The sequence below is a fragment of the Roseicitreum antarcticum genome (assembly GCF_014681765.1).
Lineage (GTDB): Bacteria > Pseudomonadota > Alphaproteobacteria > Rhodobacterales > Rhodobacteraceae > Roseicitreum > Roseicitreum antarcticum.
In genome coordinates, this window is sequence record NZ_CP061498.1 from 92,506 (window position 1) to 115,549 (window position 23,044).

Below are 23,044 nucleotides of genomic sequence, written 5' to 3' on the forward strand. Positions count from 1 at the left end.
GGGTCTGGAAGGTACGGCAAATTATCTAATCGCTGAGCTCGGGATGCGCGTAGGCTTCAGGGTAGCGCATCGGCTTCAGCGGCCCCAAAGGAACGACGCCGTTCCACGATCTGCCGAAATACCCTTGCCGGCAGTGGATCAGCGACCCGCTGCCGGCTGTGCCGGGCATCGCGTAAACCCGGCACAGCCAGTGCCAGAGATGCGGATAATCCAGAATGCGCGCGCCGTTCAGCTTCATCCGGACATAGTATACGGGATCGTGCCGGTAGAGCGTCGGGAACAGGCGCAGGTCAGCCTCGGTGAATGTCTCACCGGTCAGGAACGGGCGGCCGTCGGAGAGGCGTTGTTCCAGCTGATCCAGCGCCTCGAAATAGCCCTCGAAGGCCGTCTGATAAACGGATTGATCCGAAGAGAACCCGGCCTTGTAGGCGCCGTTGTTGATGGCCGTGTAGATAAGTTCGTTCAGTCCGTCGATCTCTGAGCGCAAGTCTGTGGCTGCGGGATAGAGATCGCATCGATCACCGTCCGACACCGTGCTGCCAAGCGCCCCGGCGCTTGCATTCATCATGCGCAGGATCTCGGCACTCTCGTTGTTGACGATGCGGCCTGCCTGCTTGTCGTAGAGGATTGGTAGGGATTGTTCCTCAGACCCATCGGCTCGGTAGACCTCCTTGGCCAGACGGTATCCTTGGCCCGTACCAGTCTCGGCGGTGCATTCGGGCAGCCGCGCGCCGGTCAGGGTCGCCACACGGTTGGGATTGAATTCCCACAGGTCTGGCCCCGCACGATCATCCTCGCCGGTGCGATTGGGAAACGCCACGTCCATCGTGATGCTGTCGCGCAGACCTAGAATGCCGCGGCCCAGCGTGACACGGTGACACCAAGGGCAGTTCAGCGCGACGAACAGATGATAGCGACCAGGTTCCGCCGGAAAATCGGGATCGCCGATGACCTGGCGGAAGCCACTGACACCGCGCACGAACTCACCCCGTGCGCGGCGGGCGGCGGCGTCACTCTGGTCTTCCTGGACTGAGGCATTGTCACCTGCTTTGATCATCGCCATCTCTCCTTATCCCCTTAGACGGTGGTGCAGGATGATTGGCACGGCAAGCTCTTCCTCATCGGTCAGATGCCGCGCGAGGAACGCCTCGATGGTCTCGGCGGTGCCGTGGAGCCGGCCAATCTCGTCCCGGGCCTGCGTCTCATCCAACTGGATCAGCTTGATCGCTCGGTTGGCGGAGCGCGTGAAGGCCTCCAGCACGATATCGAGATCGGCATGATCTTGTTCCAGCACCTCTAGCCCCGCGTCGAAGCGCGGGTCGGCGGCCGACAGTTCTGGGAAGTAGCTGTGATCCTCCCAACCGTGGTGGCCATGGAGGTTGCCAACCAGCGCACCACCTACACCGGAAAGGCGCGCGGCATACGCTTCGGGCGAAAGCGTTTCGTCCAGGTAGCGCTCCGCATCGAGCCGGATGCGTTCTGCCATGTGGCGAAACATCCGGTGCGCCCCCAGCCACTGGCGGGTCTTCTCACGGAACCCCGGATGCGCGCCCCAGCTATCGCGGGGGTAGGCGTCGAGCAGCAGGCGCATTTCATCGGGCAGTCCCTCAGGGCGGACTGTCGAGGATGTTGTCACTGTATCGAGCATGGCACTCTCCTTTCTGCACCTAACTGGGAACGCCGGTGACGCAGCGTCAGGCCCGTCGGTGCATATCTGCCATGCGCCAGGCGCTCGGCCCGCCACACCAGCGAAGCGCACGCCGCTGAGATCGGCCATCTCGCGCTTCCGGGTGGTGAGATCGCGCGGGTTGAACTCGGACAGGCTGACGTGGCCGCAGGCGCGGGCTAGCACCTGCGTCAGCTCGACGCTCGCCCCGAAATACCGCGCAAGGCGTTCGGCGCCGACCTGAACATCTGGGCGCTTTCGCCGCTCCGGCTTCTGTGTGGCGACGCCCACGGGGCAGTTGTTTGTGTTGCAAATGCGCGCCGCGATACAGCCAACTGCCTGCATCGCAGAATTGCCGACCGCCTCCGCATCCGCTCCCATGGCCAGCGCCTTGACGAAATCCTCGGGCATGCGCAGCCCGCGCACCTCGGCGATCCTGCCCTGCACCTTGTCGCCGGGCAGGTGCCCGCCGGTTCCGGTCTTTGCACCCTGACCGCCCTTGAAGTGAAACGCCTGAACCCGCTCCACCAGGTCCAGATCCCAGCCGGACCGCGCCGACGTGAGTTCGTAGAAGTAGCGTCTGTTCTCTGCCTGCTCTTCAGGCAGCATACCACCCTCGCCAGAACAGATGCCCGTGCCCGCCATCTCTGCCCCGCGTGCAAGCGCCGTCTTGGCCTCCTCGGACACTGCGCCGAAGCTCATGTCCGACACGAAGAGCGGGATGTTCAGTTCGAGTGATTTTTTGCGCGCGGCCCGAAGGTGACTGAGGTGGCCACCGCCACATCGTCGAGCAGGGGCTTGCGTGCCATCTGGGCGGCCAAGATCTGGATGTCGTCCCAATACGGCAGATCCTTGCGCGGCACGCCCATTGCGCCCATCTCGCCATGGTTTCCCAGCTTGGAGAGGCCATCCCCCGCCCGCATCACGAACGTGTCGGACGCGCACGCCATGGAAGGCGCGATTGGTTCGCGCAGACTGGTGATCGCTGCTGCGCCCAACGTGGGTGCCGGTCGAGACCTGGTGCCTCACGGAGGCCTTCGCTTCGGGTTGGCCCGATGGTACGTCACACGCTGCGCTGGCAGACATCGTCAATGCAAGTCGCAAAAGGATCTGGAGCCGACAGATGGTGTCGAGGGCGGCTGGTCCGCCCCCGGCAAGCGTTATTGCGCCACGTTGACCCAACGCAGCATGAAGAAGTTGTCCGGGCGCTGCACCAGGTCAATCCCGTCACGTGCGGCCCAAACCAGCGGTTCAGTGTAAAGTGGAATATAGGCGACGCGATCCTGCAAGATGCCGGCAACTTCGTCGAGCATGGCGTTGCGGGTTTGCGGATCCAGTTCTTGCTGGATCATGGGCAGCAGTTCGTCGACGCGGGCATCAGAGAAGCCACCGAAATTCCATGTACCCACTGACCCATCTGGCGTGGCTGCCAGAAAGCGGATCGGGTGTTCAGCATCAAAGGTACCCGGCGACCATCCTAGCAGGAACATGTCAAAATTGCCCTCGCGCAGCTCGCCCCAATAGTTGCGCACCGGCATGGTTTCCGGCTGCGCGTTCAGACCGACCTGCTGCAACATGCCGGTCACGGCCTGACAGAGGGCTTCGTCATTCAGATAGCGATCATTAGTGCAGCGCAGCCCGAAGCTGAAACCATCCGCTTGGCCCGCTTCGGCCATAAGCGCGCGGGCGGTATCAGGCTCGTGGGCGGGGCGGTCAGCGTGGGCCGCCGACCAGCCTGACAGCCCCTCGGGCAGAAGCTGACTGGCCGGTTCGGCCATGCCTGACATCAGCACCTGATTGATTGCCAGTACGTCGATGGCATGGGCGGCCGCACGGCGCACCAATGGATCTGCAAAGGGGTTGCCGTCGGTACCGGCCGCACCCGACCAAAGCGCATCGGCGGTGTGGTTGAAGCCCAGCATGATGACGCGGGTTTCCAGCCCCTCGAAGGTGCGGATGCCTTCGGTCTCACGCAGCCGGGCGACATCGCGCACTGCAACCTGAGACAGCATATCGATTTCACCGGATAGAAGCGCGGCAAGACCAGTGGCCGCGTTTTCGATTGGGTTGAAGACGGCCTCGGTCAGGTTGTGGGTGGCTGTGTCCCACCAGTCCGGGTTCGGTATCAGCCGGATTTCCACGCCAGTTTCGCGCGCGGTCAGGATGAAAGGTCCGCTGCCATTGGTGTTGCGGGTGGTGTACTTTTCTTCATCGCGGGCGGGCACTTCGGCGCCATTGGCCTCGGCCCAGCCGCGATCCAGGATCAAGAAGTTGGCGATGCTGTCGGGAAACAACGGGTTCGGTGCGGCGGTGACAAAATCCACTGTGAAGTCGTCCACCACCCGCACATCGGTGACCGGGGCGAACCATGAGCGGACATCGGATTGCTCTGCAATTGCCCGCTCATAGGAGAACAGCACGTCATCGGCGGTAAAGTCTTCGCCGCCATGGAAGCGCACACCCTCGCGCAGGTGAAAGCGCCAGCCGGGCTCGTCCGTCAGTGGCTCCCATGAGGTGGCCAGCGACGGCTCTATCGCCATGTCCGCGTTTCGGCGAACCAACCCTTCGTAGATGTTGTTCAGAAACGAGGTGACCGGCGCGACATTTGCTGCATGCGGGTCCATTGTCTGCGGATCTGTAGTGCTGGCCCAACGGAAGGTTTCCGCCTGTGCGGCGATGGTCATAGATGCGGCGACGAGCATGGTCGAGGCGGCAAGCATGGCGGTTCTTTTCATTGGGGGCTCCAATTGGCTGTGGTTCGGAAATACCAGAACAATCATTTCAATAAATGGTGCACCGTGCAAGGGGCTTGCTGCCATGGCGTCATCCGCTGAGTTTTAGCAACCCATCATCGCTTCCAGTGCAAGGGCGCTGGTGAATGGCCCCAGATCAGCGGCAACCAGACGATTGTTGTCAAACGTCACACGGGCGATCTGGCTCCAATCTGCCGATGGTAGCAAAAGCTCAGGCCCTGTGCCGCAATTGCGCAGACCGCCTGTGATGAAACCCTCGCCGATGCGGTGGTTGCTGACCCCGCCAATCCGCGCCAGCGGCTCGAACCGATCACCCCGCAGTCCGACAAGCACCAGACGCCGGGCCAGGTGGGGCATTTCCACATACGCGATTTCGGGCCTGCCATCGCCGGTGAAATCGGCAATCCCGGCAGGGGCAAGCCAGCGAAAGCGGGTGCCGATGAAGTCACCCGCCGCCCGAAGGACCATACCATGCGTCCCGTCGGTTTCCCGCAAAACCGCCCATGCCGTCAGGCGCGCGCCCAGGCTTTGGTCACTTTCCACGGCAACAATCTCGGGTATTTCGTCGCCGTCGATATCCCACAGGCGTGGGGCGATATCCTCGAACACGCGGGCTTCTGGCAGAACGAGCCTCAGGGTGGTTCCGCCCGCGATTGTCACCTCAAGCGCACCGAACCCGCGCAGGTCGCCCAGCACGTTGTGCGCATAGCGGTCGGTGGGCTGGGCGTAACGGGCCGAGATCGGTGCGACAGGGTCTGCAATCGCGGATCCTGCGAGGCCGCATATAACGACAAACGCGGCTGTGAAGGCCCGGATCATCCAGCTCATGCGCTGCAGGCGCGGGACGGCCTCAATCTGCGCATCTACATCAATGGGCGTTTCGCTGAGTACCTCACAATCGCGATCCTGATGGCCCGCGCGCCGGGCCGCAAGCGCTTCGTCGCGCGCCCGTACAAGTGTCGCGATCTGTGGGCGGAGCAGGCGCACCATGGTCGTCAGCCAGCGGTTGGTCGGCCAACTGGGCCAGACGTGATCGACCGCGGGCCAGTCGCGCCCCGTCGCATCAAGCACCGGGGCATATCCCAGTGTCATGCCCTTGGCCCGCAGGAACAGATGAAAAGGTCGGTGCTCATCTTCGCGACGGGCAAAGCAATAGTATTTGGAAGGCGTTTCACGGCTATAGGCATCGCCTTGCGGGAAATGTGTCAGCCGGACGAATTGACCCTGACCTTTCAACACCTTTCCGATCAGGTTCAGATTGACCTTGCGCAGGACACGGATGCATTCGCGGATCTCCTCGCCTGCGGCTGGCATCGCCCGCAACTCCTGTCGCGGCTGCGCTATCAGGTCAGAGGCAGAAGTTTCACTGGGCATTGGGGATTCCTTCAAGCAAATCTGATGGGTGAGGGTAGCAAGCGGCTCCCACCAAGGCACGCCAACATGGCGATCAGGGCGACCGAGCCGACCTGGCAGACCGCAGCACAGTAGATGCCCCATCGGGCGAACCCCTCTGACCTTCGAGCGGTTGCGCGAGGCGGGCGAAGTTCAGGACGCTGGAGTCATCGTGACCTCGACACCCGGCAGCCGTCCGTCCAGGATCGTTCGACAATCGCTGAAGGGCGCGACGTGGGTGCTGCGCATGCACGTGATGCGCAGGGCCGCGACGTGCCACACGACATTCCTTCTGCATTCGCCTTCCACGCGTTTCAGCCAGAGGGTTTCTGGATGCTGGGGCAGCGACACTTAGCCCTCAGCCAGCAGCGCGGGCAGTGCATCCAGATCGTGCAAGACATGCGCAGGGCGGCCAAAAAGCCGGTCAATTGGCGCGCCCTCGCGGTTGATCCAGATCGCATGAAATCCGAACGCGGCCGCCGCGCAGGCGTCCCAGCAGTTTGAAGAGACAAAGGCGACCTCGGCGGGCATCGTGCCAAATTGCCTGCCTACCAGTTCGTAAACAGATCGGTGCGGCTTGAACACTCCGACATCCTCAACCGACAAGATGGCATCGAACAGGGGTGAAATCCCTGCAGAACGGGCGGCCGCATCCAGCATCTGTGGTGCGCCGTTCGACAGGATTGCCAATTGCAAACCTTGTCCCTTCAGCGCATCCAGCACGCCGGGTACCTCGGGGAAAGCGGCAAGCTCATGGTATAGGTCCAGCAGTCGCCCTCGTAGCGCCGGATCATTCAACCCCTCTGCCTCCAGTGCCCAATCGAGCGCATCTTGCGTGACCTGCCAGAAATCCACATGCGTCACAGCAACGGCGCGCAGCCATGTGTATTCCAGTTGCTTGCGCCGCCAATGTGCCGATAGGGAAGGCCAGCGGGCGGCCCAGCCTTCGGCCCCCGGCTCTTTTGCCGCCGCGCGCGCGGCGGCGGCAACGTCAAAAAGGGTACCGTAGGCATCGAAGACGCATAGTCGGATCGGCATGAAGCTCACTCCTTGGGTCAAAGTCCTTTCCGAGCAGGTTTCGCAACCCCTCGCGTCCAGGGGCTGTGAAATCTGTGGGTATCAGCGGCGGCACCCATTCCAGAACAAACGTTTCATATGTTGATCGATTGCGCAATTCAGTATATTTGCAGAACGATGAGTTCAGAAACCGCCGGTCAACTTTCTCAGAGTCGCCCACGCGGACGCCCGCGTGGGTTTGAACTTGCGGAGGCACTTGAGGCCGCGATGAGAGTTTTCTGGGCCGAAGGGTACGACGCAGCCCCAGTCGATCGGCTTGCCCAGGAAACCGGCATGCCGCGCGCGACGCTGTATCAGATCTACGGCGACAAGGAGGGGCTGTTTCTGGCAGCCGTCGAGCACTATGCCAAGACACGGTCGGCACGGGTCGGGGTGGCACTGGGGCCAACCGGGGCGCTGCGCGATGACCTTGTGTCGTTCTTTTCGGCGGTCGTCGACCTTGGCACGTCTGAGCCCAAGGCCCGCGGGTGTCTGATTTCGTGCGTATTGGCCGATGCGGCGGGCACTAACCCGCGCTTTCGTGTCGAGCTCGAACACCGCTTCCTGGCTTTGGAAACGCGCATTCGCGACCGGCTTTTAGTCGCAGATCCTCAAGACGGCGACATTCCGGCCCGCGCCGTGGTGATCGCCTCGATCGCGCGGGGCCTGATGCTGCGCGCTCGCGCCGGGGCTGGCCGTGATCTCCTCGAAAAGGCCGCTGCCGAGGCTGTGCGGCTGCTCGCCCGCACTGAAGTTCATTGACCATAGCGTGATGCCTGTCGCGTGAGAACCTGCCACAGGTTCTTGCAGCGGAACTGGCGCCGGATTTCTTGAGAGATCTGACACTGCGCTTGGACTGCGCGGTCGTATCATTGTATTGGGGTGTCGAGCCTTTTGGGTGCCGTGGGATCTGTTGTCGCCAAAGTCCGAAGCGCGCCCTGCGAGAACGCAGGAATCGCAGATCTCCTTGTTGGCCTGACAGAGGCCCGCAGGTGCTGGGGGCAGGCCAACGGCGTGCGTCAGATCATTGAACGGCTGCGGGAACAGGAACTGACTGTATTGGATATGAGCCAGAAGCTTGAGCACGTATTCAGGCGCGCAGATTCGGTTGTCGTGATGCATCACGGACAGGTGGCCGCGCACCTGCGCAAGGATGACGTCACGCGTCAGGAAATTGTTGGCTGCATCATGGGAACGCGGATGAACACATAGGACCGAAGCAGGCATTGTGCCTTCGCCCCCATTCGGGCGTGTGGGCGCAGCCATCGCTTTGGTCCGGTCCAAGAAGCTATCACCGCTCCTTGCCGATGTGACACCTACAGCGAGGACGGTGGGCCCCTTTAGAGGCGGCCCGCAACGCTTCGCGGCAGCGGCGTGCGTCCTGACGCCGATCGGGTGCATTCTGGGCCCTTGCAAACCAAAGGCAAACCTGAACATCTGGCGCCATGCATCTTGATAAGGCAAAGCCCAGCACCCTGCGGATCGTGCAAATTCATGCACTTGCTTTCCTTTCGGGGGGCCTTCTTTCTTTTATGCTGCTGGCAAACGGCGCTCTGGCTGAATACACATCCCCGGCTTTTGCATCCTGGGGTGCGCATGCAACCGGCTCGATGACGGCGCTGGGCATATTGCTGCTGGCGGCCACGCGGCGCAAGCAGAACTGGGTCGGTGGCGCACCAGTCTGGGCGTTCTCGGGCGGGCTGTTTGGCGCGCTGATCGTCACCGTGACCGCGATTGCGATGAACTCGGATCTGTCACTGGCCGGAACACTGGCGATGGGGCTCGCGGGGCAGGCATTGTTCGGGCTGGTGGCTGACCGGCTGGGCATGTTCGGGCTGCCGGTTCGTAGACCAAAATGGCAAGATATCGCGGCGCTGGCGCTGGTGTTTGCGGGAAGCGTTGCCATCATCCTGTCGGTGTCGAACCCGACATGATCTATTTCATTTCTCTTGCTGTGTTGGGCGGCATCATGATCAGTCTGTCGCGGCAATTGAATGGCAGATTGTCGATGTCGACCGGCGCCATGATGGCATCGTTCTGGAACCATGTTGTCGGGTTCTTGGTGTTGACGGCACTTGGGATTGGCGGGGCCTTTGTGTTCCAGACTGACCTTGGAACAGTGCCGCTGTGGGCATGGCTGGGCGGGCCAGTCGGTGTGATTTTCATTGCCGCAGGAAGTTGGCTGATCGTGCGGATCGGCGCCACTGCCACCGCCCTTATGGTAATTTCCGGTCAGATGGTGGGCGGGGTCGTGCTGGACATGATGCGCGGCACCGAGCGTAGCCTTTTGCTGGATGGGCTTGGGATCGCATTGATGCTTGCAGGGGTGACATTGTCCGTGCTGCGCAAGCAAAACGACTGAAACCGTAGTCAGAAGTGATCGAGGTGGTGGCAAATGCCGAACCATGTCCGGGATGCGCGACACGCTGATTAATTTGCTTGACACGTCAGACCCGCGGCTTATCCCCAAACCCAGGTGGCCTGCTGCCTTGCCCGACACCCCAGAAATTGCGGTCACCGACCGCGGCATTTGATGCAGGGTAGCGTTGGTGTTTTGTCGGCGGTGGGTTGGCTCCCCCGCGCCGGACGACCTTCGGCTGGCCGAATTGCTGGTTGGCCGCAGCTCCGAACTGCCAGGTGGGCCGGTCGAAATGTTCTGGCCCGGGGTGTCAGGGACGCATTTCTTGCTAGACCTGGAAAACACGCTGGTCGTAGTGTTCCTGAGCCATGCGCCGGCATATCGCACCCAACCTCGGATCGACGTGCATAACGCCGTCTATGCTGGGTTGAACACGGTTGGAGGGTCGTCATGGAAAAGACGCAAGGGAGGTTCGGATGAACAGGCAGGCATCCATCTATGACGCGAATCTCGATATCTGCGGGGCGAATTATGAACCGCTTACTCCGCTCAGCTTTATCGAGCGGACAGCGGCGGTCTTCCCCGACCGCCTTGCTGTCGTGCACGGGCCCGTGCGCAGAAACTGGGCTGAAACCTACGCACGTACACGCAGGCTGGCCAGTGCCCTGAGCAAACGCGGGATCGGCAAGAACGATACGGTGGCGATTGTGGCCAGCAATATCCCCGAAATGTTCGAGGCGCATTTCGGCGTGCCAATGGCCGGTGCGGTGCTCAACACCATCAACACCCGGCTGGACGCCGAGGCGATTGCCTTCATTCTCGATCACGGTGAAGCCAGGACCGTTCTGGTCGATGCCGAATTTGCCGCAGTGGTAAAGGCCGCGCTGGAATTGTCACATATTCCAGATCGCCTTGTCGTCGATATTGAGGATCCGACTTTCCCAAGTGACATGCGGATCGGCGCCCTGACGTTTGACGAACTCCTGTCGGAAGGCGACGCTGAGTTCGCAGGCCTGTGGCCTACTGACGAATGGGACGCGCTGTCCCTGAATTATACCTCGGGCACCACCGGCAACCCGAAAGGCGTCGTCTATCATCATCGAGGGGCGCATCTGAACGCATTGGCGCAGGTCCAGTCATGGGACATGCCCCGGCATTCCGTCTACCTGTGGACCTTGCCGATGTTCCATTGCAATGGGTGGTGTTTCCCTTGGGCCATTGCGGCCAATGCCGGGACCGCTGTTTGCATGCGCCATGTGCGCGCCGAGCAGGTGTTCGACCTGATCGCGGACGAAAAGGTGACCCATTTCTGCGGCGCGCCCATCGTACTCAACATGTTGACACAGAGGGCCGACCTCAAACGGTTCACGCACGCGGTCAAGGTCATGACGGCCGGCGCTTCCCCGCCCTCGGCTGTCATTGCTGCGATGGAGGGCATGGGGATCGAGGTTACCCATGTCTACGGTCTGACCGAGGTTTATGGGCCTGCGGTCGTCTGCGCATGGAAGCCCGAATGGGACGCATTGCCCGCCGACCAGCGAGCCCGGCTGAAGGCGCGGCAAGGGGTTGCGAATGGCGCGCTGGCCGGGCTGATGGTCGCAGACCCCGAGACCCTGCACGCCGTGCCTGCCGATGGCCTGACGATTGGCGAGATATTCCTGCGCGGCAATAACGTGATGCGTGGTTATCTGAAAAACCCCGCCGCCACGGTCGCCGCGTTCAGGCGTGGCTGGTTTGCCTCGGGCGATCTTGGGGTGATGCATCCCGATGGCTATGTGGAACTGAAAGACCGTCTCAAGGACATTATCATCTCGGGCGGGGAGAATATCTCTTCGGTCGAGGTGGAGGATGTGCTCTATCGTCATCCCGCGATCTTGGAAGCTGCCGTGGTCGCGCGTCCCGATCCCAAATGGGGCGAAACGCCCTGCGCATTCGTAGCCGTCAAACCCGGACAGCTAGAGAATGCGCAGGACATCATCGACTTCTGCCGCGGTCACATGGCGCATTTCAAGGCTCCCAAAACAGTCATATTCGGTGATCTGCCCAAGACCTCTACGGGCAAGATCCAGAAATTCGTTTTGCGCGAAAAGGCAAAAGATCTTGGTTCGGGGCTTCTGTAGCCGGACCGTCGCAGTCGGATGATGTTGCGAGTGCCGTCATCGAGCGCGGCCCCGATCTCGTCATTATATTCCATTGCGCCACAGCAGGCGCGTGCGGTGCGATAAGCGCAAACCTGATCAGGGCCGCTTCCGTGGGCATGGGGCGTATCGGCAACGCTTGGCGCGCCCCTGATCCAAAGCCAGAAGCTGGGTTGCCGTTCAGGGGTGACGTGGGGCGCAACGCCCTGAAGGCGTTGCGCCCCACGGGCACGATCAAGGGGCATGCTGGTAGCTGGTTTTGGCCGCCCTGAGTGTGATATGGGGATGGGGGCGTACGCCGATCCCGCCCTCGGTGATGAATTCGGCTGGCCCCATCTGGTCGAAGAAATTGAAGGGCCCGACCATCTGCCGCCGCGCTGAGGGCAGGGCGCGCCGCACTTCGAACCCACCGATGTCACGGGCGCGCGGGATGATCAGTGTCTTGATGCTGTCAAGATTGCCGGCGGATGAGCAATCCGGCGCGATTGCGGGGTTCCACCTCATGCGGCTACTCCTTATGTGTCGTGGGCTGCGTGGGGCAAGTCTACCATTGAATGACGTCGGCCCAATCCGCCTTGTGCCGCTGCGCCTGGGCAAGCACGAAAGGGCAAAGCGGCACGATCCGCTGCCCTGCGGCGCGGGCATCGCTGACCAGCCGACCGACCAGCGCGCCCGCCACGCCCATGCCGCGCATCGTATCTGGAACGCCGGTGTGATCGGCGATGATCAGCGTGGCAGAAAGCTTGGAAATTGTCAGATCGCCCTCGCCGGCCACGCCTTCTGCGGTTGCGACACAGCACGCCCGAGAAGCTGTGTCAGCGCGGATAATTTTGATGTCGACCATGCGTGGCTCTTTGGTTTTGGGGCGACCTGAATTGCGCAGACGTTGCTAAGTTGGCTTGGGTGCCGCAAACGGGCGCTAATCAAGCACTGGATCTTAAGCCAGTTCGGATGCGCCGCAACTGAACTTTAGGGGCAGCGGTGGCATTCCCCTATATCGCCAGTGCGATTGTGATGCCCCAGGGATCGCGCAGCGCTGGCGTATCGCCATCGGTCACTATGGGTGCGCCTGGCTGCGCCGCGCGGGACAGGATCGCCGCGCGCATTTCCGGTTCACGGGTAATAATCTGGACGGAGTCCAAACCCGCAGAACCGGCGAGCCGTGGCCCGGCGCGGCGGCTGTTCCAGATATTGCCTGCCAGTTGATGGTGATAGCCACCGCTGCCGAAGAAAGTAGCGCCCGGGTAGTTGCTGGCGATGTCCAGACCGAGGATGCCACGGTAGAAACCCTCGGCCTGACCGAGATCCCCGACCTGCAAATGCACATGGCCGATGATCCCGCCCAGCGGAAAGCCCGCCCACGTGCCGTTACCTGCCGCCTGCAAGTCAGCAAAATCCAGCGGCTCGGTCACCATGTGAATATGTCCATTGGCATCGCGCCAGCGCGACACCGGACGGTCGGCATAGACCTCGATCCCGTTGCCCTCAGGGTCGGCCAGATAGATCGCCTCGCTGACCTTGTGATCAGAGGCACCTTGAAGGTTCACGCCCAGCTTGACCGCGTGTATCAGCCAGTGGGCAAGATCGGCGCGACTGGGAAGCAGAAAAGCAGTATGGAACAGGCCTGCATCGCGCGGATCACTGGGCGCCGCCAGAGTGTTGTCCAGCAGGTCCAGCAGGGGAACTGTTCCGGCCCCCAGCGTCACGGTCCCTTCGCTGCGGTCGATGACCGCGAGCCCGAGTGTCCGCTGGTAGAAGTCCGACACCCGGCCCAGATCGCGGACACGCAGACGCACCCGTCCGATCCGAAGGGGCGCTGTGGCGTGGTTGAAACAATCGTCTGTCATGGTTGTGTCTCCTGAACATGGGAGGGCAGGTGCCCCAAGGGTATCGGCGGCTGCGCGGCAGACGTACAGCCCCGCGTTTTGGCGCTGAAGACTACACAAGTAAGAAGTCCCGGAAGGCGGCGGCGTTCAATGCAGGCGGCAGTGTAAGGCGGTGTGACGCGTATCCCCATCATCTAGGGGGGGCTGAGGCACCGCGCCGCCATCGCTGAATGCATAAGGTGGCGGCAAGACAAGCCGCCGGGACACGCGCAGGCTGATTTTTGCATGTGGTGGTTTAGGTGATGCATTGCATCGCCGGGCTCCTACTGAGGTGATGGAATCGTACATCGTTTGCTTCCTGCAACATGGGGCTTGCTTCAATCGATGATAATACATCCTTGGGGAAGATTATTGCGTCCGTTTTGGAAGTAATGTCACCAATCCACATCCCATGGCGGTTGCCCACGGTAGCGCTCGGCCAAGAAATCAACCATTACCCGCACTTTGGCAGCCAGATAGCGGCTGTGCGGGTATAGGACATAGATGCCGTAGGGCGCGGGCTCGAAGTCCTGCAGCACCTGTCGGACACGGCCCGCCTGCAGCGCCGCACCGGCAACGAAACTGGGCACGCAGGCAAGGCCCAGCCCTGCCTCGGCCGCACTCAGGCAGGCCTGCGCGTTGGAATAGCGCAGGCGGCCGCGCACGGGTACTGCGATTGGCTTCCGGTTGATCCGATAGCTCCAGCGCTCGGGATCGCGGAAATTGGTGTCAAGGATGCAGCCATGCGCGGCCACTTCTTGTGGGGTCTGTGGTGCGCCATTCGTGCTCAACCAGTCCGGGGCGGCGACAGTGATGATCCGCACGTCGCAAAGCTTGCGCGCGATCATGCTGGAATCGCCGGGACGCCCGATGCGGACAGCCATGTCGAAACCCTCATCAACAAGGTTCACGACCCGATCGGAAAAACTGACATCCAGCGCAATCTCAGGCCAGCGCAGCGCAAAGTCGTTCAGGATCGGCGTCAGTTCCAGTTCGCCAAAGGTCAGCGGCGCAGTCAACCGCAGCCGCCCGCGCGGCGCCTGGGTGACGTCGCGCACGACGGCATCGAGGCTGTCAAACTCATCTAGCAGGGGGCGCAGCCGGTCAAAGTAGGCTTGCCCGGCCTCTGTCGGCGAGATGGCGCGCGTGGTTCGGTTCAGCAGCCGCACACCCAGGGCTGTCTCCAGTCGCGCGACCAGTTTCGATGCCTGCCCCGATGTGATGCCCAGCCTACCGGCAGCAGCAGTGAAGCTGCCTGCCTCCATGACTGCGGCAAACATCCTGTCGCAAGAAAGGCGGTCCATGAATTTCTTCCCGGCTTCATATGATGAGCGTCTTGCAGTAGTCATTGCATCTATCATGGATGAAATGAAGGCTTGGCCTGGGGTATTGCTGCGCTATCGGTCGTGTGGGTGGCCGAAAATCTACGCGTCTTTCCGGGGTGTGGGCCACCTACGCAAGGTCCGCCACATGGCGGTAGAGACGCGGGGAATACGATGGTACATATCGCGGCGCGCTCACCTGTTGCTTGGGAACTAGTCGCACTGACTCACGTCATCGCTCCAGCACTTGCGCTGCGGGCCGAGCGATTTTGACCTCCTTTTGCTCTTACCGCGTGGCTTCAGGCCCGATTGATCGGGCTTGAAGCGCAGTCAAGGGCGCGCCTTGCCGAAGAGCCGTGCCTTGGCCGCGCGCCAGACCGGCGTTTGGCTGACAAAGATAAGGACGACCGCCAGCATCAGGCAAAGCGAAAGCGGGCTACCGAGAATGCCTTCAACAAGGCGGCCCATGTCTTCACGCGAAGAGATAATGGCCCGGCGCCAGTTTTCATCCAGCAAGCGCGACAAGATCACGCCCAGAATGACAGGACCCAGCGGGTAGCCGTAGTGCCGCATGAAATAGCCAAACACACCAAAGCCCAGCATCCAGTAGACATCGGTGATCGCATTGTTGACCGCATAGGCCCCGACGATGGACAGCAGTAGAATCATCGGAATGATGATTGTGCGCGGCATCTCGACGATTTTGGTAAAGATGCGGATGCCGGTCAGGCCGAAAATCAGCATGAAGACATTGGCCGTCATCAATGCGCCGACAATGAACCAGAACATGTCCGGCTGGTCGATCATCAGCATGGGGCCGGGGTTCAGCCCGTGGATGAACAGCGCGCCGATCATGATGGCGGTCACGGCGTCGCCCGGAATACCCAGCGTCATCATAGGAATGAAGGCCCCGCCGACAGCGGCGTTATTCGCGGTTTCAGGTGCGACCAGTCCTTCCATCGCGCCCTCACCAAAGGGAATTTCGGGGTTCTTGGTCACCCGCTTGGCGTGGTCATAGGCCATCAGCGCGGCGATATCCCCGCCCGTCCCGGGGAGCGCGCCGATGATCACCCCGATCGCCGAGGTCTGGAGCGACAGGGGCAGGTATTTGCGCACCGTGCCAAAACTGGGCACGATCTTCGTGATCTTCTGGCGCATCGCCTTCTTGTCGACGTTCTGCAACTGGATCAGCGCCTCAGATACGCCGAACATGCCGATCATCACGGCAATGAAGGAAATTCCCCCCTCCATGATGCGAAAATCGAAGGTGAAGCGGGGTGTGAAGGTCAGCGGGTCGCGCCCGACCGCACCGATGGCCAGCCCCAGCGCACCGGCAAAGATGCCCTTGACCAGGCTGCCGCTGGATAGCGAGCCCACCAGCAGAATACCCAGTACAGCCAGCAGCATGTAGTCACGCGGCTGGAAGGTCAGGGCGAAACCCGCGACAAACGGCGCAGCCAGCGCGAGTACGGCGATGCCCACCAGCCCGCCAAAGAATGACATCACTGTGGTCACGCCAATGGCCTGTCCGGCCTCGCCGCGTTTGGCCATCGGATAGCCATCGAGCGCGGTGGCAATGGCCGAAGGGGCGCCGGGGATGTTCAGCAAGATCGCCGTGCGCGAGCCGCCATAGACCCCGCCCATGTAGATGCCGACCATCAGCGAGATCGCGGGGAACACATCCCAGGAGAAGGTGAACGAGATCAGGATCGACACGGCCATCGTGACCGATAGGCCGGGGATCGCGCCAATATAGATGCCCGCGAATGTGCCGATACCGACCAGAAGCAAAAGCTGCGGCTGGGTAAAGATCACCAGAATGGCAAGAAGCGTTTCCATTGCTAAGCGCCCCCCGAAAACAGGTTCCGGAAGAACTGGATGAATTCGGCCTCTGGCAAGATTCCGGCGGGCAGAAGCACGGTGAACACCACGCGGAAGATCAGCCAGATCACCACCAACGATCCCAACGCGATGGTCAGGCTGTACCCCCAGCCCCGGCGCGTCAGGACCTTGATGGCCACGATCAAAAACAGCGCCGCCGTGGTCACGAAGCCAAGTGGTCGGAGCAACAGGCCAAACGCGATCAGCAAGCCCACGAAAAAGATCACCATGCCGGGCAGAATGTCGCGCGCCAGGGTCTCATGCGTAACGCGGGGCAGCCGTGCGGTCCGGATGGCGACGATGGCCGCCGTCACCAGCATCACGAAGGTCGTGGCCATCGGCACCGATCCGGGGGCGGACAGTGCCCGGAACCCGGAAATGCCGTAGGCAGAATAGAGCAGGTACGCGCTGGCGGCGGTCAGGAACAGCGCGAAGCCCAGTTCTCCGGGGCGTCTGCGGTCAGGGTAGCCACCTGGTGTCGCGTCGGATGTGCCGTCATGATGATCGTTATCGCCCCGGTAATCAGGTTGCATCGTCCTGTCCTCTCCCCCCAAAGAATGCCTATGCGCACCTTTTGGAACGCAGGGCGCCGCCCGGTATCGAACACGGGCGGCACCCGGCCGCCCGTTTGTGGTGAGCCGGACGGTTGCCGGTCACTTGGCCAAGCGTTGCCGCAGTTTACTCCGCCGGACGCGCGATGCCGAATTCTTCCGGCGATGCGACCGTCTGGCCCGCGTCATGCAGCAACCATGCGGTGCCTTGCTGCCAGCGCGTCAGGAAGGCTTCAGCCTCATCCCCGCTGATGCCCATCCGGGTATACCCGCGCGAGTCCATCAGGTCGACGAAATCGGGGTGCGCGGCGCCGGCCGCATAGGCTTCGCTTAGCTTGGCGACCACATCGTCGGGCGTGCCGTTGGGTGCGAAAACCCCGAAGAATGGCCCCCAGGGCAGGAAGGCATTGTAGCCTTCGCTGATCTCGGTCACCGCGGGCAGATCGGGCAGCTTTTCATTGCGCTCGACATCTATCACGGCAAGTGGCTTCATGACGCCTGCGCGAATGCTCTCGATTGCGGCGCCAAGGACAGCGGGCATGATGTCGATCGCGCCGCCCTGCAAGGCGGTCAGCGCCGGGCCGTCGCCGTCATACGGAACGGCGATCAGATCCAGATCGCCCTCTACCGCGTTCATCATGGAGTTCACGACTGACGGCAGACCGCCCGGCCCGGTGGAGCCGATGCGCAGTTCTCCCGGATTGGCAGCGATGTATTCCAGCATGCCGGCATAATCGTCAAACGGCGCATCGATATTGGCCACCAAGATGGGGGTGCCGCGTGCCAGAATGCTGACCGGGACAAATTCGCTGTAATCGCGATCGCCCAGACCCATGATCTTGTAGAGCATCGGGTTCTCTGCGCCCATCAGCAGGGTGTAGCCGTCCGAGGCCGCGTCGGCGACATGGTTCAACGCAATCGCCCCAACGGCCCCCGTCATGTTTTGCATGACAATCGTGCCACCAAGCGCTTCTTCGGCATGTGGCGTGACCGACCGCATCACCGCATCGGTCGATCCGCCCGCACCCCATTGGATGATGCCCTGAATCTCTTTCGTGGGAAAGTCCTGCGCGACAGCGCCTGTTGCTGAAAGTCCAAGCGCGACGACGGCGCCCATCAGTTTGCGAGACATTTCTATCCTCCCTAATCTGTTCGTTGCCCGACGATTCGCTCCTCGCATCATCGGCACCCCGTCTTGATTGTACGATTTGGTTAAATAGTCAACTGTAATGTACGAAGCAGTTAAATTCGTGTAATGAAGAGAGCAGAATCACGAAAACAGGGTTTCGGATGGCAATGGACAGCGACACGCCCTCGACAGAGCGCAAGGCAGGCTGGAAACAGGATCCCGAGGCGGTGAAGGCGGATATCCTTGCCGTGGCGACGGATGAATTTGCGGCGCATGGCCTGTCAGGTGGACGGATCGACGATATCGCACGCAAGACCAAAGCCTCCAAGCGCATGATTTACTACTACTTTGGCGACAAGGAGGGGCTGTATCAGGCGGTCCTGGAAGGTGCGTACCAGACCCTGCGCGAACATGAAGACAAGCTGCATGTCGAAAACCTCGATCCCATTGAGGCGCTGAAACTCCTGGTGCGGGCGACATTCGACGCCCATGCCCAGACGCCGATTTTCATCCGGCTGGTGATGATCGAGAATATCCATAATGCCGACTATCTGCGACGGTCGATGATCATCCCGCGCCTCAACCGTTCCATCATCGAGAAGCTGGATGATGTGTGCAAACGTGGTGCGGCCGCGGGATTGTTCCATCCCAATACCGATCCGCTGATGCTGCACTGGATGATCAGCGCGCCCAGCTTTTACAACGTATCAAACCGGGCCACGTTCTCGACCTCTTTTGGTATGGGCCTGTATTCCGCCGAAGGACAGGAACGGTTGCGCCAACGGGTGGTCGACATGATCCTTGCACTGGTGGTCATCGGCCACGATCCCAGCCAAAGCGACGCAGGCTGACCAACCTCGATCCTATTCATTGGCGGTTTTACTGTCACCGCTTTGGATCATAGGGTCAAACCTCAGCCGGGCATGAAAGCGGGCCATTTCGCTGGGCGTCGGGTCAATGCCGCAGAAGGTTTCCACATAGGCCGGGATGCGCGCCATCCGGATCGTAGTGCTTTCCTGAACCTGCATCGAGATATAGCCGATCTGGGTCAGATAGACGGCGCGCGCCTTCACATCCGCTTCATTGGATGGAAACCCGAAACGCTGGAACATTGCGCGGATGGTCGCCAGGCGCCGTTCGTCGACCAGATTGACGCGCTGCATCACGGACGCGGATTGGTGTGCCCATCCCCGCACGGCGAAATCCAGCCTTGGGTCGAAAAGATCGGGATCATGGAATACGACGATGAGATTCAAGACACCCTCGGCGATCGTTTCGGCATAGGCGGTGCATGCGTCGACGAACGCGCCCGTATTCTTGGCCTCCCAATCCACCAGCAAGGCATCGAGCAAGGCTTCCCGGTCCTTGAAGAACCAGTAGAAACTGGTGCGCGAGAGTTTCAGTTCACCGGCCAAAGGCTGAATTTTCACGGCGTCCAGCCCATGTTGCAAAAACGCCGCCTTGGCCGCGTCAAGCCAGCCCTCGCGCGATCCGCGCCACCCCTTCGCAGGCAGCTCATCTGATTGTGCTTCACTCATGTGTCCAACCTATCGGGAAAGCGCTGGCGCTCAACCAAAATAGTCATGCATGAACTTAAAGTTGACAGTGATGAACATTTTATGCTGTGCTTCGATCGGTATCACAGAGGTTTCAATGTCCAGCGATCCGCTCTTCCAGCGCTATCAACTCAAGCACCTGACGCTGAAGAACAGGCTGATGATTACCAGCCATGAACCGGCCTATCCCGAAGATGGGATGCCGAAGGAACGGTATCGTGCCTATCATGTCGAACGCGCCCGGGCAGGCGTGGCGCTGACGATGACGGCGGGCTCAGCCTCGGTCGCGCGCGACAGTCCGCCAGTATTCAACAACATCCTCGCCTGGAAGGACGAGGTCGTCGGCTGGATGAAGGGGCTGACCGACGAGTGCCACGAACATGGGTGCGCGGTGATGATCCAGTTGACGCATCTGGGCCGCCGTACGCGGTGGGACAAGGCGGACTGGCTGCCGGTCGTCTCGCCCGGCCATGAACGCGAGCCCTCGCACAAGGCCTTCCCGAAAAAGGTCGAGGACTGGGATATCGCCCGGATCATCGAAGACTATGCCGATGCCGCCGAGCGGATGCGCGATGCCGGCCTCGATGGGATCGAGTTGCAGGCCTATGGCCACCTGATGGATCAGTTCTGGTCGCCGCTGACCAACGATCTGGACGGTCCCTATGGTGGCAGCCTCGACAATCGGTTGCGCTTCACCTTTGATACGCTGAAGGCGATCCGTGCCCGCGTTGGCGATGATTTTATTGTTGGTGTTCGCTACACCGGCGACGAAACACTTGTCGGCGGTCTGACCCGGAGTGACGGGCTGGAGATTTCGCGGCGCCTCAAGGACAGCGGCATGGTGGATTTCCTCAACGTGGCCAAAGGCCATATTGATACAGATGCGGGGCTGACAGATGTTATCCCGGTGCAGGGCATGCGGTCGGCGCCGCATCTGGATTTCGCCGGAGAGATCCGCGCGGCGACGCAGTTTCCTACGTTCCACGCCGCCAAGATTCAGGATGTCGCCACCGCCCGCCACGCCATTGCCAGCGGCAAGCTGGACATGGTTGGCATGACCCGCGCGCACATGGCAGATCCGCATATCGTGGCCAAGATCCTGCGCGGCGAAGAGGGGCGGATCCGCCCCTGTGTCGGCGCCAATTACTGCCTTGACCGCATCTATCAGGGCTCCATGGCGCTGTGCCTGCACAACCCGGCCACGGGCCGCGAGTTGGAGCAGCCGCATGTGGTTACGCGGGCCGAAACCCGTCTGCGTGTCGTGGTCGTGGGCGCCGGGCCCGGGGGGCTGGAGGCGGCGCGCGTTGCCGCCGAACGCGGACACGACGTGATCGTCTACGAGGCGGCAAACGACCCGGGCGGGCAAATCCGTCTGACCGCACAGACCGAACGCCGCGCCGAGATGATGCAGATCATCCAGTGGCGGTTCGAGGAATGCGCGCGCATGGGCGTCACTTTCCGTTTCAACGCTTTCGCGGATGCAGACGCTGTTCTGGCTGTCAACCCGGACGTGGTCATCATCGCCACCGGCGGCCTTCCGCATACCGAGGTGCTGGCCGACGGCGCCGCGTTGGTTGTGTCGGCATGGGACATCCTGTCGGGCGATGCCCGCCCCGCAGAAAACGTGTTGATCTACGACGATGCCGGCGATTACGCCGCGCTGCAAGCGGCGGAAAAGATCGCAGCGACCGGCGCAAGGGTCGAGATCATGACCCGCGACCGCACGTTCGCGCCCGAGGTCATGGCCATGTCGCTGACACCGTCCATGCGCGTGTTGCAACAACATGATGTGACCTTCACCGTGACCTGGAAGCTGGATGCCGTGCGCCGCGATGGCAACAAGCTGGTGGCGCGCATCGGCAGCGATTACGGCGGTGTCACGCGCGAACGCCATGTCGATCAGGTCGTCGTCAACCACGGCACAAGGCCGCTGGATGATCTGTATTTTGATCTGCGCGACGGGTCCTCCAACATGGGTGAAGTCGATTATGAGGATATGATCGAAGGCCGCCCGCAAACGGTCGCCCCTAACCCGCAGGGCGCCTATCAGCTGTTCCGCATCGGGGATGCCGTTGCCGCGCGCAATACCCACGCCGCGATCTACGATGCGCTACGGCTGACGAAGGTCATCTGACATGCGCAGCACAAAGATCATCCACGTCATTTTAGCCGATGCCGAAGGTGAGGTCGGTGATGTGATCTTGCGGGGTGTGCTGCCTCCGCCTGGTGACGCAATCTGGGCACAAAGCCGCTGGACCGCCCTTGACCAGACGTTGCGCAATTTCGTCCTGAATGAGCCGCAGGGCGGGGTAGTCCGGCATGTGAACTTGCTGGTTCCGGCAAAACACCCTGCGGCGCAGGCGGCATGAATCATCATGGAACCTGAGGACACGTCCCCGATGTCGGGCTCCAATGCCATTTGTGTGGCGACCGTTTTGCTGGACGCGGGCATCATTCCTATGGTTGAGCCTGAGAACAATCTGGTGCTGGAAACCACGGTCGGCGCGCAGACAGCCCTCATGCCTGAAATCTCGGGCCGTGGCTGGATCACCGGCATGCATCAGCACATGCTTGATCCGTCCGACCCCTGGCTTGAAGGATATCGGTTGTCTGACACCTTGGGGGCACAGTGATGCGGATCGGCATGATCGGACTTGGCACCATCGCGACGGCAGTGGTCGAGGGTATCGCTGGTGATGGGCACGACATTGCGGTGTCGCGGCGCAATGCACAGAATGCTGCGCGGCTGGCAGGGAAATTTGAGAACGTTTCCATTGCCGACAACCAGGATATCGTGGATGCCAGCGATCTGGTGTTTCTCGGCACGACGGGGCGTCTTGCGCCCGAGGTTCTTGCGCCGCTGACATTTCGGGACGGCCAGCAGGTCATCGCGCTCATGGCTGATCTGGATTTCGCTGCGGTCGCGGCTCTGGTCGCACCTGCGCAGCTGGCGGCGCGGATGATCCCCTTTCCATCCATCGCCTCGGGTGGCTCACCCGTTCTAGTCTACGGCGAGCGAATCGCAATCGACACCCTTATCGGGCCGCGCAATACGATCATCATGATGGACTCAGAGGCGGAACTTGCCAGCTATCTTTGCGCGCAGGCAGTGCTGTCGCCCGTGGTTTCCATGGTTGATGAAGCGGCAGGCTGGCTTGCCGGTCGTACCGAGGATCCGGATAAGGCCGAGGTGTTCTTGCGGACATTGGTTGGCGCAAGCCTTCTCGGATCGTCTTGCGCGCCCCTGCTACAGGCCTTGAATACGCCCGGCGGCTTCAACCAGCAGCTGCGGCAACACATGCTTGATGCAGGCCTTCGCGAACATCTTTCGGGTGGGCTGAACAACCTGCGAGATTGACACGGTGCGTGTTGTTGG

Annotated in this window: 22 protein-coding genes and 2 pseudogenes; 10 read left to right on the plus strand and 14 right to left on the minus strand. The window is 61.5% G+C overall.

Translation table 11 applies throughout. The annotated features are described in order from the left end of the window. Positions 1-25: 25 nt before the first annotated feature. The 6 genes from H9529_RS00485 to H9529_RS00510 all read right to left on the minus strand — a co-directional run bounded on the left by H9529_RS00485 (position 26) and on the right by H9529_RS00510 (position 6,849). Complete coding sequence (locus tag H9529_RS00485) at positions 26-1,063, minus strand: glutathione S-transferase C-terminal domain-containing protein (protein ID WP_092885534.1); 1,038 nt, start codon at positions 1,061-1,063, stop codon at positions 26-28. 6 nt (positions 1,064-1,069) lie between these two features. Continuing rightward, entirely contained in the window at positions 1,070-2,368 is a 1,299-nt protein-coding gene (locus H9529_RS21200; protein ID WP_317889636.1) for a glutamate synthase-related protein, read from the minus strand. Positions 2,369-2,391: 23 nt separating this feature from the next. Next, positions 2,392-2,664: a hypothetical protein gene (locus H9529_RS21205; RefSeq protein ID WP_317889637.1), complete on the minus strand. Its 273-nt coding sequence runs from the start codon at positions 2,662-2,664 to the stop codon at positions 2,392-2,394. A gap of 162 nt (positions 2,665-2,826) precedes the next feature. Beyond that, on the minus strand, positions 2,827-4,401 hold the full coding sequence (locus tag H9529_RS00500) for an ABC transporter substrate-binding protein (protein ID WP_092885536.1): 1,575 nt from the start codon (positions 4,399-4,401) through the stop codon (positions 2,827-2,829). Positions 4,402-4,503: 102 nt separating this feature from the next. Beyond that, positions 4,504-5,793: an FG-GAP repeat domain-containing protein gene (locus H9529_RS00505; protein ID WP_143033456.1), complete on the minus strand. Its 1,290-nt coding sequence runs from the start codon at positions 5,791-5,793 to the stop codon at positions 4,504-4,506. A 369-nt stretch (positions 5,794-6,162) separates the two neighbouring features. Next, positions 6,163-6,849: a haloacid dehalogenase type II gene (locus H9529_RS00510; RefSeq protein ID WP_092885540.1), complete on the minus strand. Its 687-nt coding sequence runs from the start codon at positions 6,847-6,849 to the stop codon at positions 6,163-6,165. A 246-nt stretch (positions 6,850-7,095) separates the two neighbouring features. Here H9529_RS00510 and H9529_RS00515 point away from each other — a divergent pair, with 246 nt between their 5' ends. The 5 genes from H9529_RS00515 (at position 7,096) to H9529_RS00535 (ending at position 11,346) form a co-directional block, all read left to right on the plus strand. After that, the gene (locus H9529_RS00515; protein ID WP_176846854.1) at positions 7,096-7,629 is read left to right on the plus strand and encodes a TetR/AcrR family transcriptional regulator; all 534 of its coding nucleotides are present in this window, start codon (positions 7,096-7,098) and stop codon (positions 7,627-7,629) included. A gap of 252 nt (positions 7,630-7,881) precedes the next feature. After that, positions 7,882-8,079, plus strand: coding sequence for a hypothetical protein (locus H9529_RS00520; protein ID WP_092885544.1), 198 nt, complete (start codon positions 7,882-7,884; stop codon positions 8,077-8,079). Between the two features lie 233 nt (positions 8,080-8,312). Further along, positions 8,313-8,801: a DMT family transporter gene (locus tag H9529_RS00525; RefSeq protein WP_092885546.1), complete on the plus strand. Its 489-nt coding sequence runs from the start codon at positions 8,313-8,315 to the stop codon at positions 8,799-8,801. After that, entirely contained in the window at positions 8,798-9,229 is a 432-nt protein-coding gene (locus H9529_RS00530) for a DMT family transporter (protein WP_092885548.1), read from the plus strand. The genes H9529_RS00525 and H9529_RS00530 overlap by 4 nt, the downstream gene beginning before the upstream one ends. Before the next feature lie 473 nt (positions 9,230-9,702). After that, on the plus strand, positions 9,703-11,346 hold the full coding sequence (locus H9529_RS00535; RefSeq protein ID WP_092885550.1) for an acyl-CoA synthetase: 1,644 nt from the start codon (positions 9,703-9,705) through the stop codon (positions 11,344-11,346). Between the two features lie 264 nt (positions 11,347-11,610). Here the strand turns inward: H9529_RS00535 and H9529_RS00540 are convergent. The 7 genes and pseudogenes from H9529_RS00540 to H9529_RS00570 all read right to left on the minus strand — a co-directional run. Beyond that, positions 11,611-11,868, minus strand: a pseudogene (locus H9529_RS00540) (pirin family protein); the annotation flags it as partial. A gap of 40 nt (positions 11,869-11,908) precedes the next feature. Next, positions 11,909-12,208 (minus strand): GNAT family N-acetyltransferase, encoded by a 300-nt coding sequence (locus H9529_RS00545; RefSeq protein WP_092885552.1) that lies wholly within the window; start codon positions 12,206-12,208, stop codon positions 11,909-11,911. A gap of 148 nt (positions 12,209-12,356) precedes the next feature. Continuing rightward, positions 12,357-13,211, minus strand: a complete 855-nt coding sequence (locus H9529_RS00550; RefSeq protein WP_092885554.1) for a VOC family protein — start codon at positions 13,209-13,211, stop codon at positions 12,357-12,359. A 413-nt stretch (positions 13,212-13,624) separates the two neighbouring features. Beyond that, a complete protein-coding gene (locus H9529_RS00555; protein WP_092885556.1) occupies positions 13,625-14,533 on the minus strand; it encodes a LysR family transcriptional regulator in 909 nt (302 codons plus the stop codon). Positions 14,534-14,881: 348 nt separating this feature from the next. Further along, entirely contained in the window at positions 14,882-16,390 is a 1,509-nt protein-coding gene (locus H9529_RS00560; protein ID WP_092885558.1) for a tripartite tricarboxylate transporter permease, read from the minus strand. Positions 16,391-16,392: 2 nt separating this feature from the next. Further along, the gene (locus H9529_RS00565) at positions 16,393-16,965 is read right to left on the minus strand and encodes a tripartite tricarboxylate transporter TctB family protein (RefSeq protein ID WP_092885560.1); all 573 of its coding nucleotides are present in this window, start codon (positions 16,963-16,965) and stop codon (positions 16,393-16,395) included. A 145-nt stretch (positions 16,966-17,110) separates the two neighbouring features. Further along, a complete protein-coding gene (locus H9529_RS00570; RefSeq protein WP_092885562.1) occupies positions 17,111-18,115 on the minus strand; it encodes a Bug family tripartite tricarboxylate transporter substrate binding protein in 1,005 nt (334 codons plus the stop codon). A gap of 158 nt (positions 18,116-18,273) precedes the next feature. On the opposite strand from H9529_RS00570, the gene H9529_RS00575 reads away from it, so the two are divergent. Next, positions 18,274-18,963 carry a TetR/AcrR family transcriptional regulator gene (locus tag H9529_RS00575; protein WP_223814247.1) on the plus strand — a complete coding sequence of 230 codons (690 nt, stop codon included), beginning with the start codon at positions 18,274-18,276 and terminating at the stop codon, positions 18,961-18,963. Between the two features lie 12 nt (positions 18,964-18,975). On the opposite strand, the gene H9529_RS00580 is transcribed toward H9529_RS00575, so the two are convergent. Then, the gene (locus tag H9529_RS00580) at positions 18,976-19,650 is read right to left on the minus strand and encodes a TetR/AcrR family transcriptional regulator (RefSeq protein WP_092885564.1); all 675 of its coding nucleotides are present in this window, start codon (positions 19,648-19,650) and stop codon (positions 18,976-18,978) included. A gap of 115 nt (positions 19,651-19,765) precedes the next feature. On the opposite strand from H9529_RS00580, the gene H9529_RS00585 reads away from it, so the two are divergent. The 4 genes and pseudogenes from H9529_RS00585 to H9529_RS00595 all read left to right on the plus strand — a co-directional run bounded on the left by H9529_RS00585 (position 19,766) and on the right by H9529_RS00595 (position 23,026). Then, a complete protein-coding gene (locus H9529_RS00585) occupies positions 19,766-21,802 on the plus strand; it encodes an NADH:flavin oxidoreductase (RefSeq protein ID WP_092885566.1) in 2,037 nt (678 codons plus the stop codon). A 1-nt stretch (position 21,803) separates the two neighbouring features. After that, positions 21,804-22,172 (plus strand): annotated as a pseudogene (locus tag H9529_RS00590) (proline racemase family protein); the annotation flags it as partial. Continuing rightward, positions 22,152-22,301 (plus strand): proline racemase family protein, encoded by a 150-nt coding sequence (locus tag H9529_RS21290; protein ID WP_256327020.1) that lies wholly within the window; start codon positions 22,152-22,154, stop codon positions 22,299-22,301. The pseudogene H9529_RS00590 and the gene H9529_RS21290, both read left to right, overlap by 21 nt. Continuing rightward, positions 22,301-23,026 (plus strand): NAD(P)-binding domain-containing protein, encoded by a 726-nt coding sequence (locus H9529_RS00595; protein ID WP_092885568.1) that lies wholly within the window; start codon positions 22,301-22,303, stop codon positions 23,024-23,026. Before H9529_RS21290 ends, H9529_RS00595 begins: the two co-directional genes overlap by 1 nt. The last annotated feature ends 18 nt before the right edge of the window (positions 23,027-23,044 follow it).

What these genes read in the sequence shown, in the direction of transcription:
- H9529_RS00525 (WP_092885546.1), top strand. Translation starts at nt 8,313, where the DNA reads ATGCATCTTGATAAGGCAAAGCCCAGCACCCTGCGGATCGTGCAAATT.
- H9529_RS00585 (WP_092885566.1), top strand. Translation starts at nt 19,766, where the DNA reads ATGTCCAGCGATCCGCTCTTCCAGCGCTATCAACTCAAGCACCTGACG.
- H9529_RS00570 (WP_092885562.1), bottom strand. Translation starts at nt 18,115, where the DNA reads ATGTCTCGCAAACTGATGGGCGCCGTCGTCGCGCTTGGACTTTCAGCA.
- H9529_RS21200 (WP_317889636.1), bottom strand. Translation starts at nt 2,368, where the DNA reads ATGAGCTTCGGCGCAGTGTCCGAGGAGGCCAAGACGGCGCTTGCACGC.
- H9529_RS00595 (WP_092885568.1), top strand. Translation starts at nt 22,301, where the DNA reads ATGCGGATCGGCATGATCGGACTTGGCACCATCGCGACGGCAGTGGTC.
- H9529_RS00500 (WP_092885536.1), bottom strand. Translation starts at nt 4,401, where the DNA reads ATGAAAAGAACCGCCATGCTTGCCGCCTCGACCATGCTCGTCGCCGCA.
- H9529_RS00580 (WP_092885564.1), bottom strand. Translation starts at nt 19,650, where the DNA reads ATGAGTGAAGCACAATCAGATGAGCTGCCTGCGAAGGGGTGGCGCGGA.
- H9529_RS00510 (WP_092885540.1), bottom strand. Translation starts at nt 6,849, where the DNA reads ATGCCGATCCGACTATGCGTCTTCGATGCCTACGGTACCCTTTTTGAC.
- H9529_RS00545 (WP_092885552.1), bottom strand. Translation starts at nt 12,208, where the DNA reads ATGGTCGACATCAAAATTATCCGCGCTGACACAGCTTCTCGGGCGTGC.
- H9529_RS00505 (WP_143033456.1), bottom strand. Translation starts at nt 5,793, where the DNA reads ATGCCCAGTGAAACTTCTGCCTCTGACCTGATAGCGCAGCCGCGACAG.
- H9529_RS00550 (WP_092885554.1), bottom strand. Translation starts at nt 13,211, where the DNA reads ATGACAGACGATTGTTTCAACCACGCCACAGCGCCCCTTCGGATCGGA.
- H9529_RS00560 (WP_092885558.1), bottom strand. Translation starts at nt 16,390, where the DNA reads ATGGAAACGCTTCTTGCCATTCTGGTGATCTTTACCCAGCCGCAGCTT.
- H9529_RS00575 (WP_223814247.1), top strand. Translation starts at nt 18,274, where the DNA reads ATGGCAATGGACAGCGACACGCCCTCGACAGAGCGCAAGGCAGGCTGG.
- H9529_RS00555 (WP_092885556.1), bottom strand. Translation starts at nt 14,533, where the DNA reads ATGGACCGCCTTTCTTGCGACAGGATGTTTGCCGCAGTCATGGAGGCA.
- H9529_RS00515 (WP_176846854.1), top strand. Translation starts at nt 7,096, where the DNA reads ATGAGAGTTTTCTGGGCCGAAGGGTACGACGCAGCCCCAGTCGATCGG.
- H9529_RS00535 (WP_092885550.1), top strand. Translation starts at nt 9,703, where the DNA reads ATGAACAGGCAGGCATCCATCTATGACGCGAATCTCGATATCTGCGGG.
- H9529_RS00530 (WP_092885548.1), top strand. Translation starts at nt 8,798, where the DNA reads ATGATCTATTTCATTTCTCTTGCTGTGTTGGGCGGCATCATGATCAGT.
- H9529_RS00565 (WP_092885560.1), bottom strand. Translation starts at nt 16,965, where the DNA reads ATGCAACCTGATTACCGGGGCGATAACGATCATCATGACGGCACATCC.
- H9529_RS00485 (WP_092885534.1), bottom strand. Translation starts at nt 1,063, where the DNA reads ATGGCGATGATCAAAGCAGGTGACAATGCCTCAGTCCAGGAAGACCAG.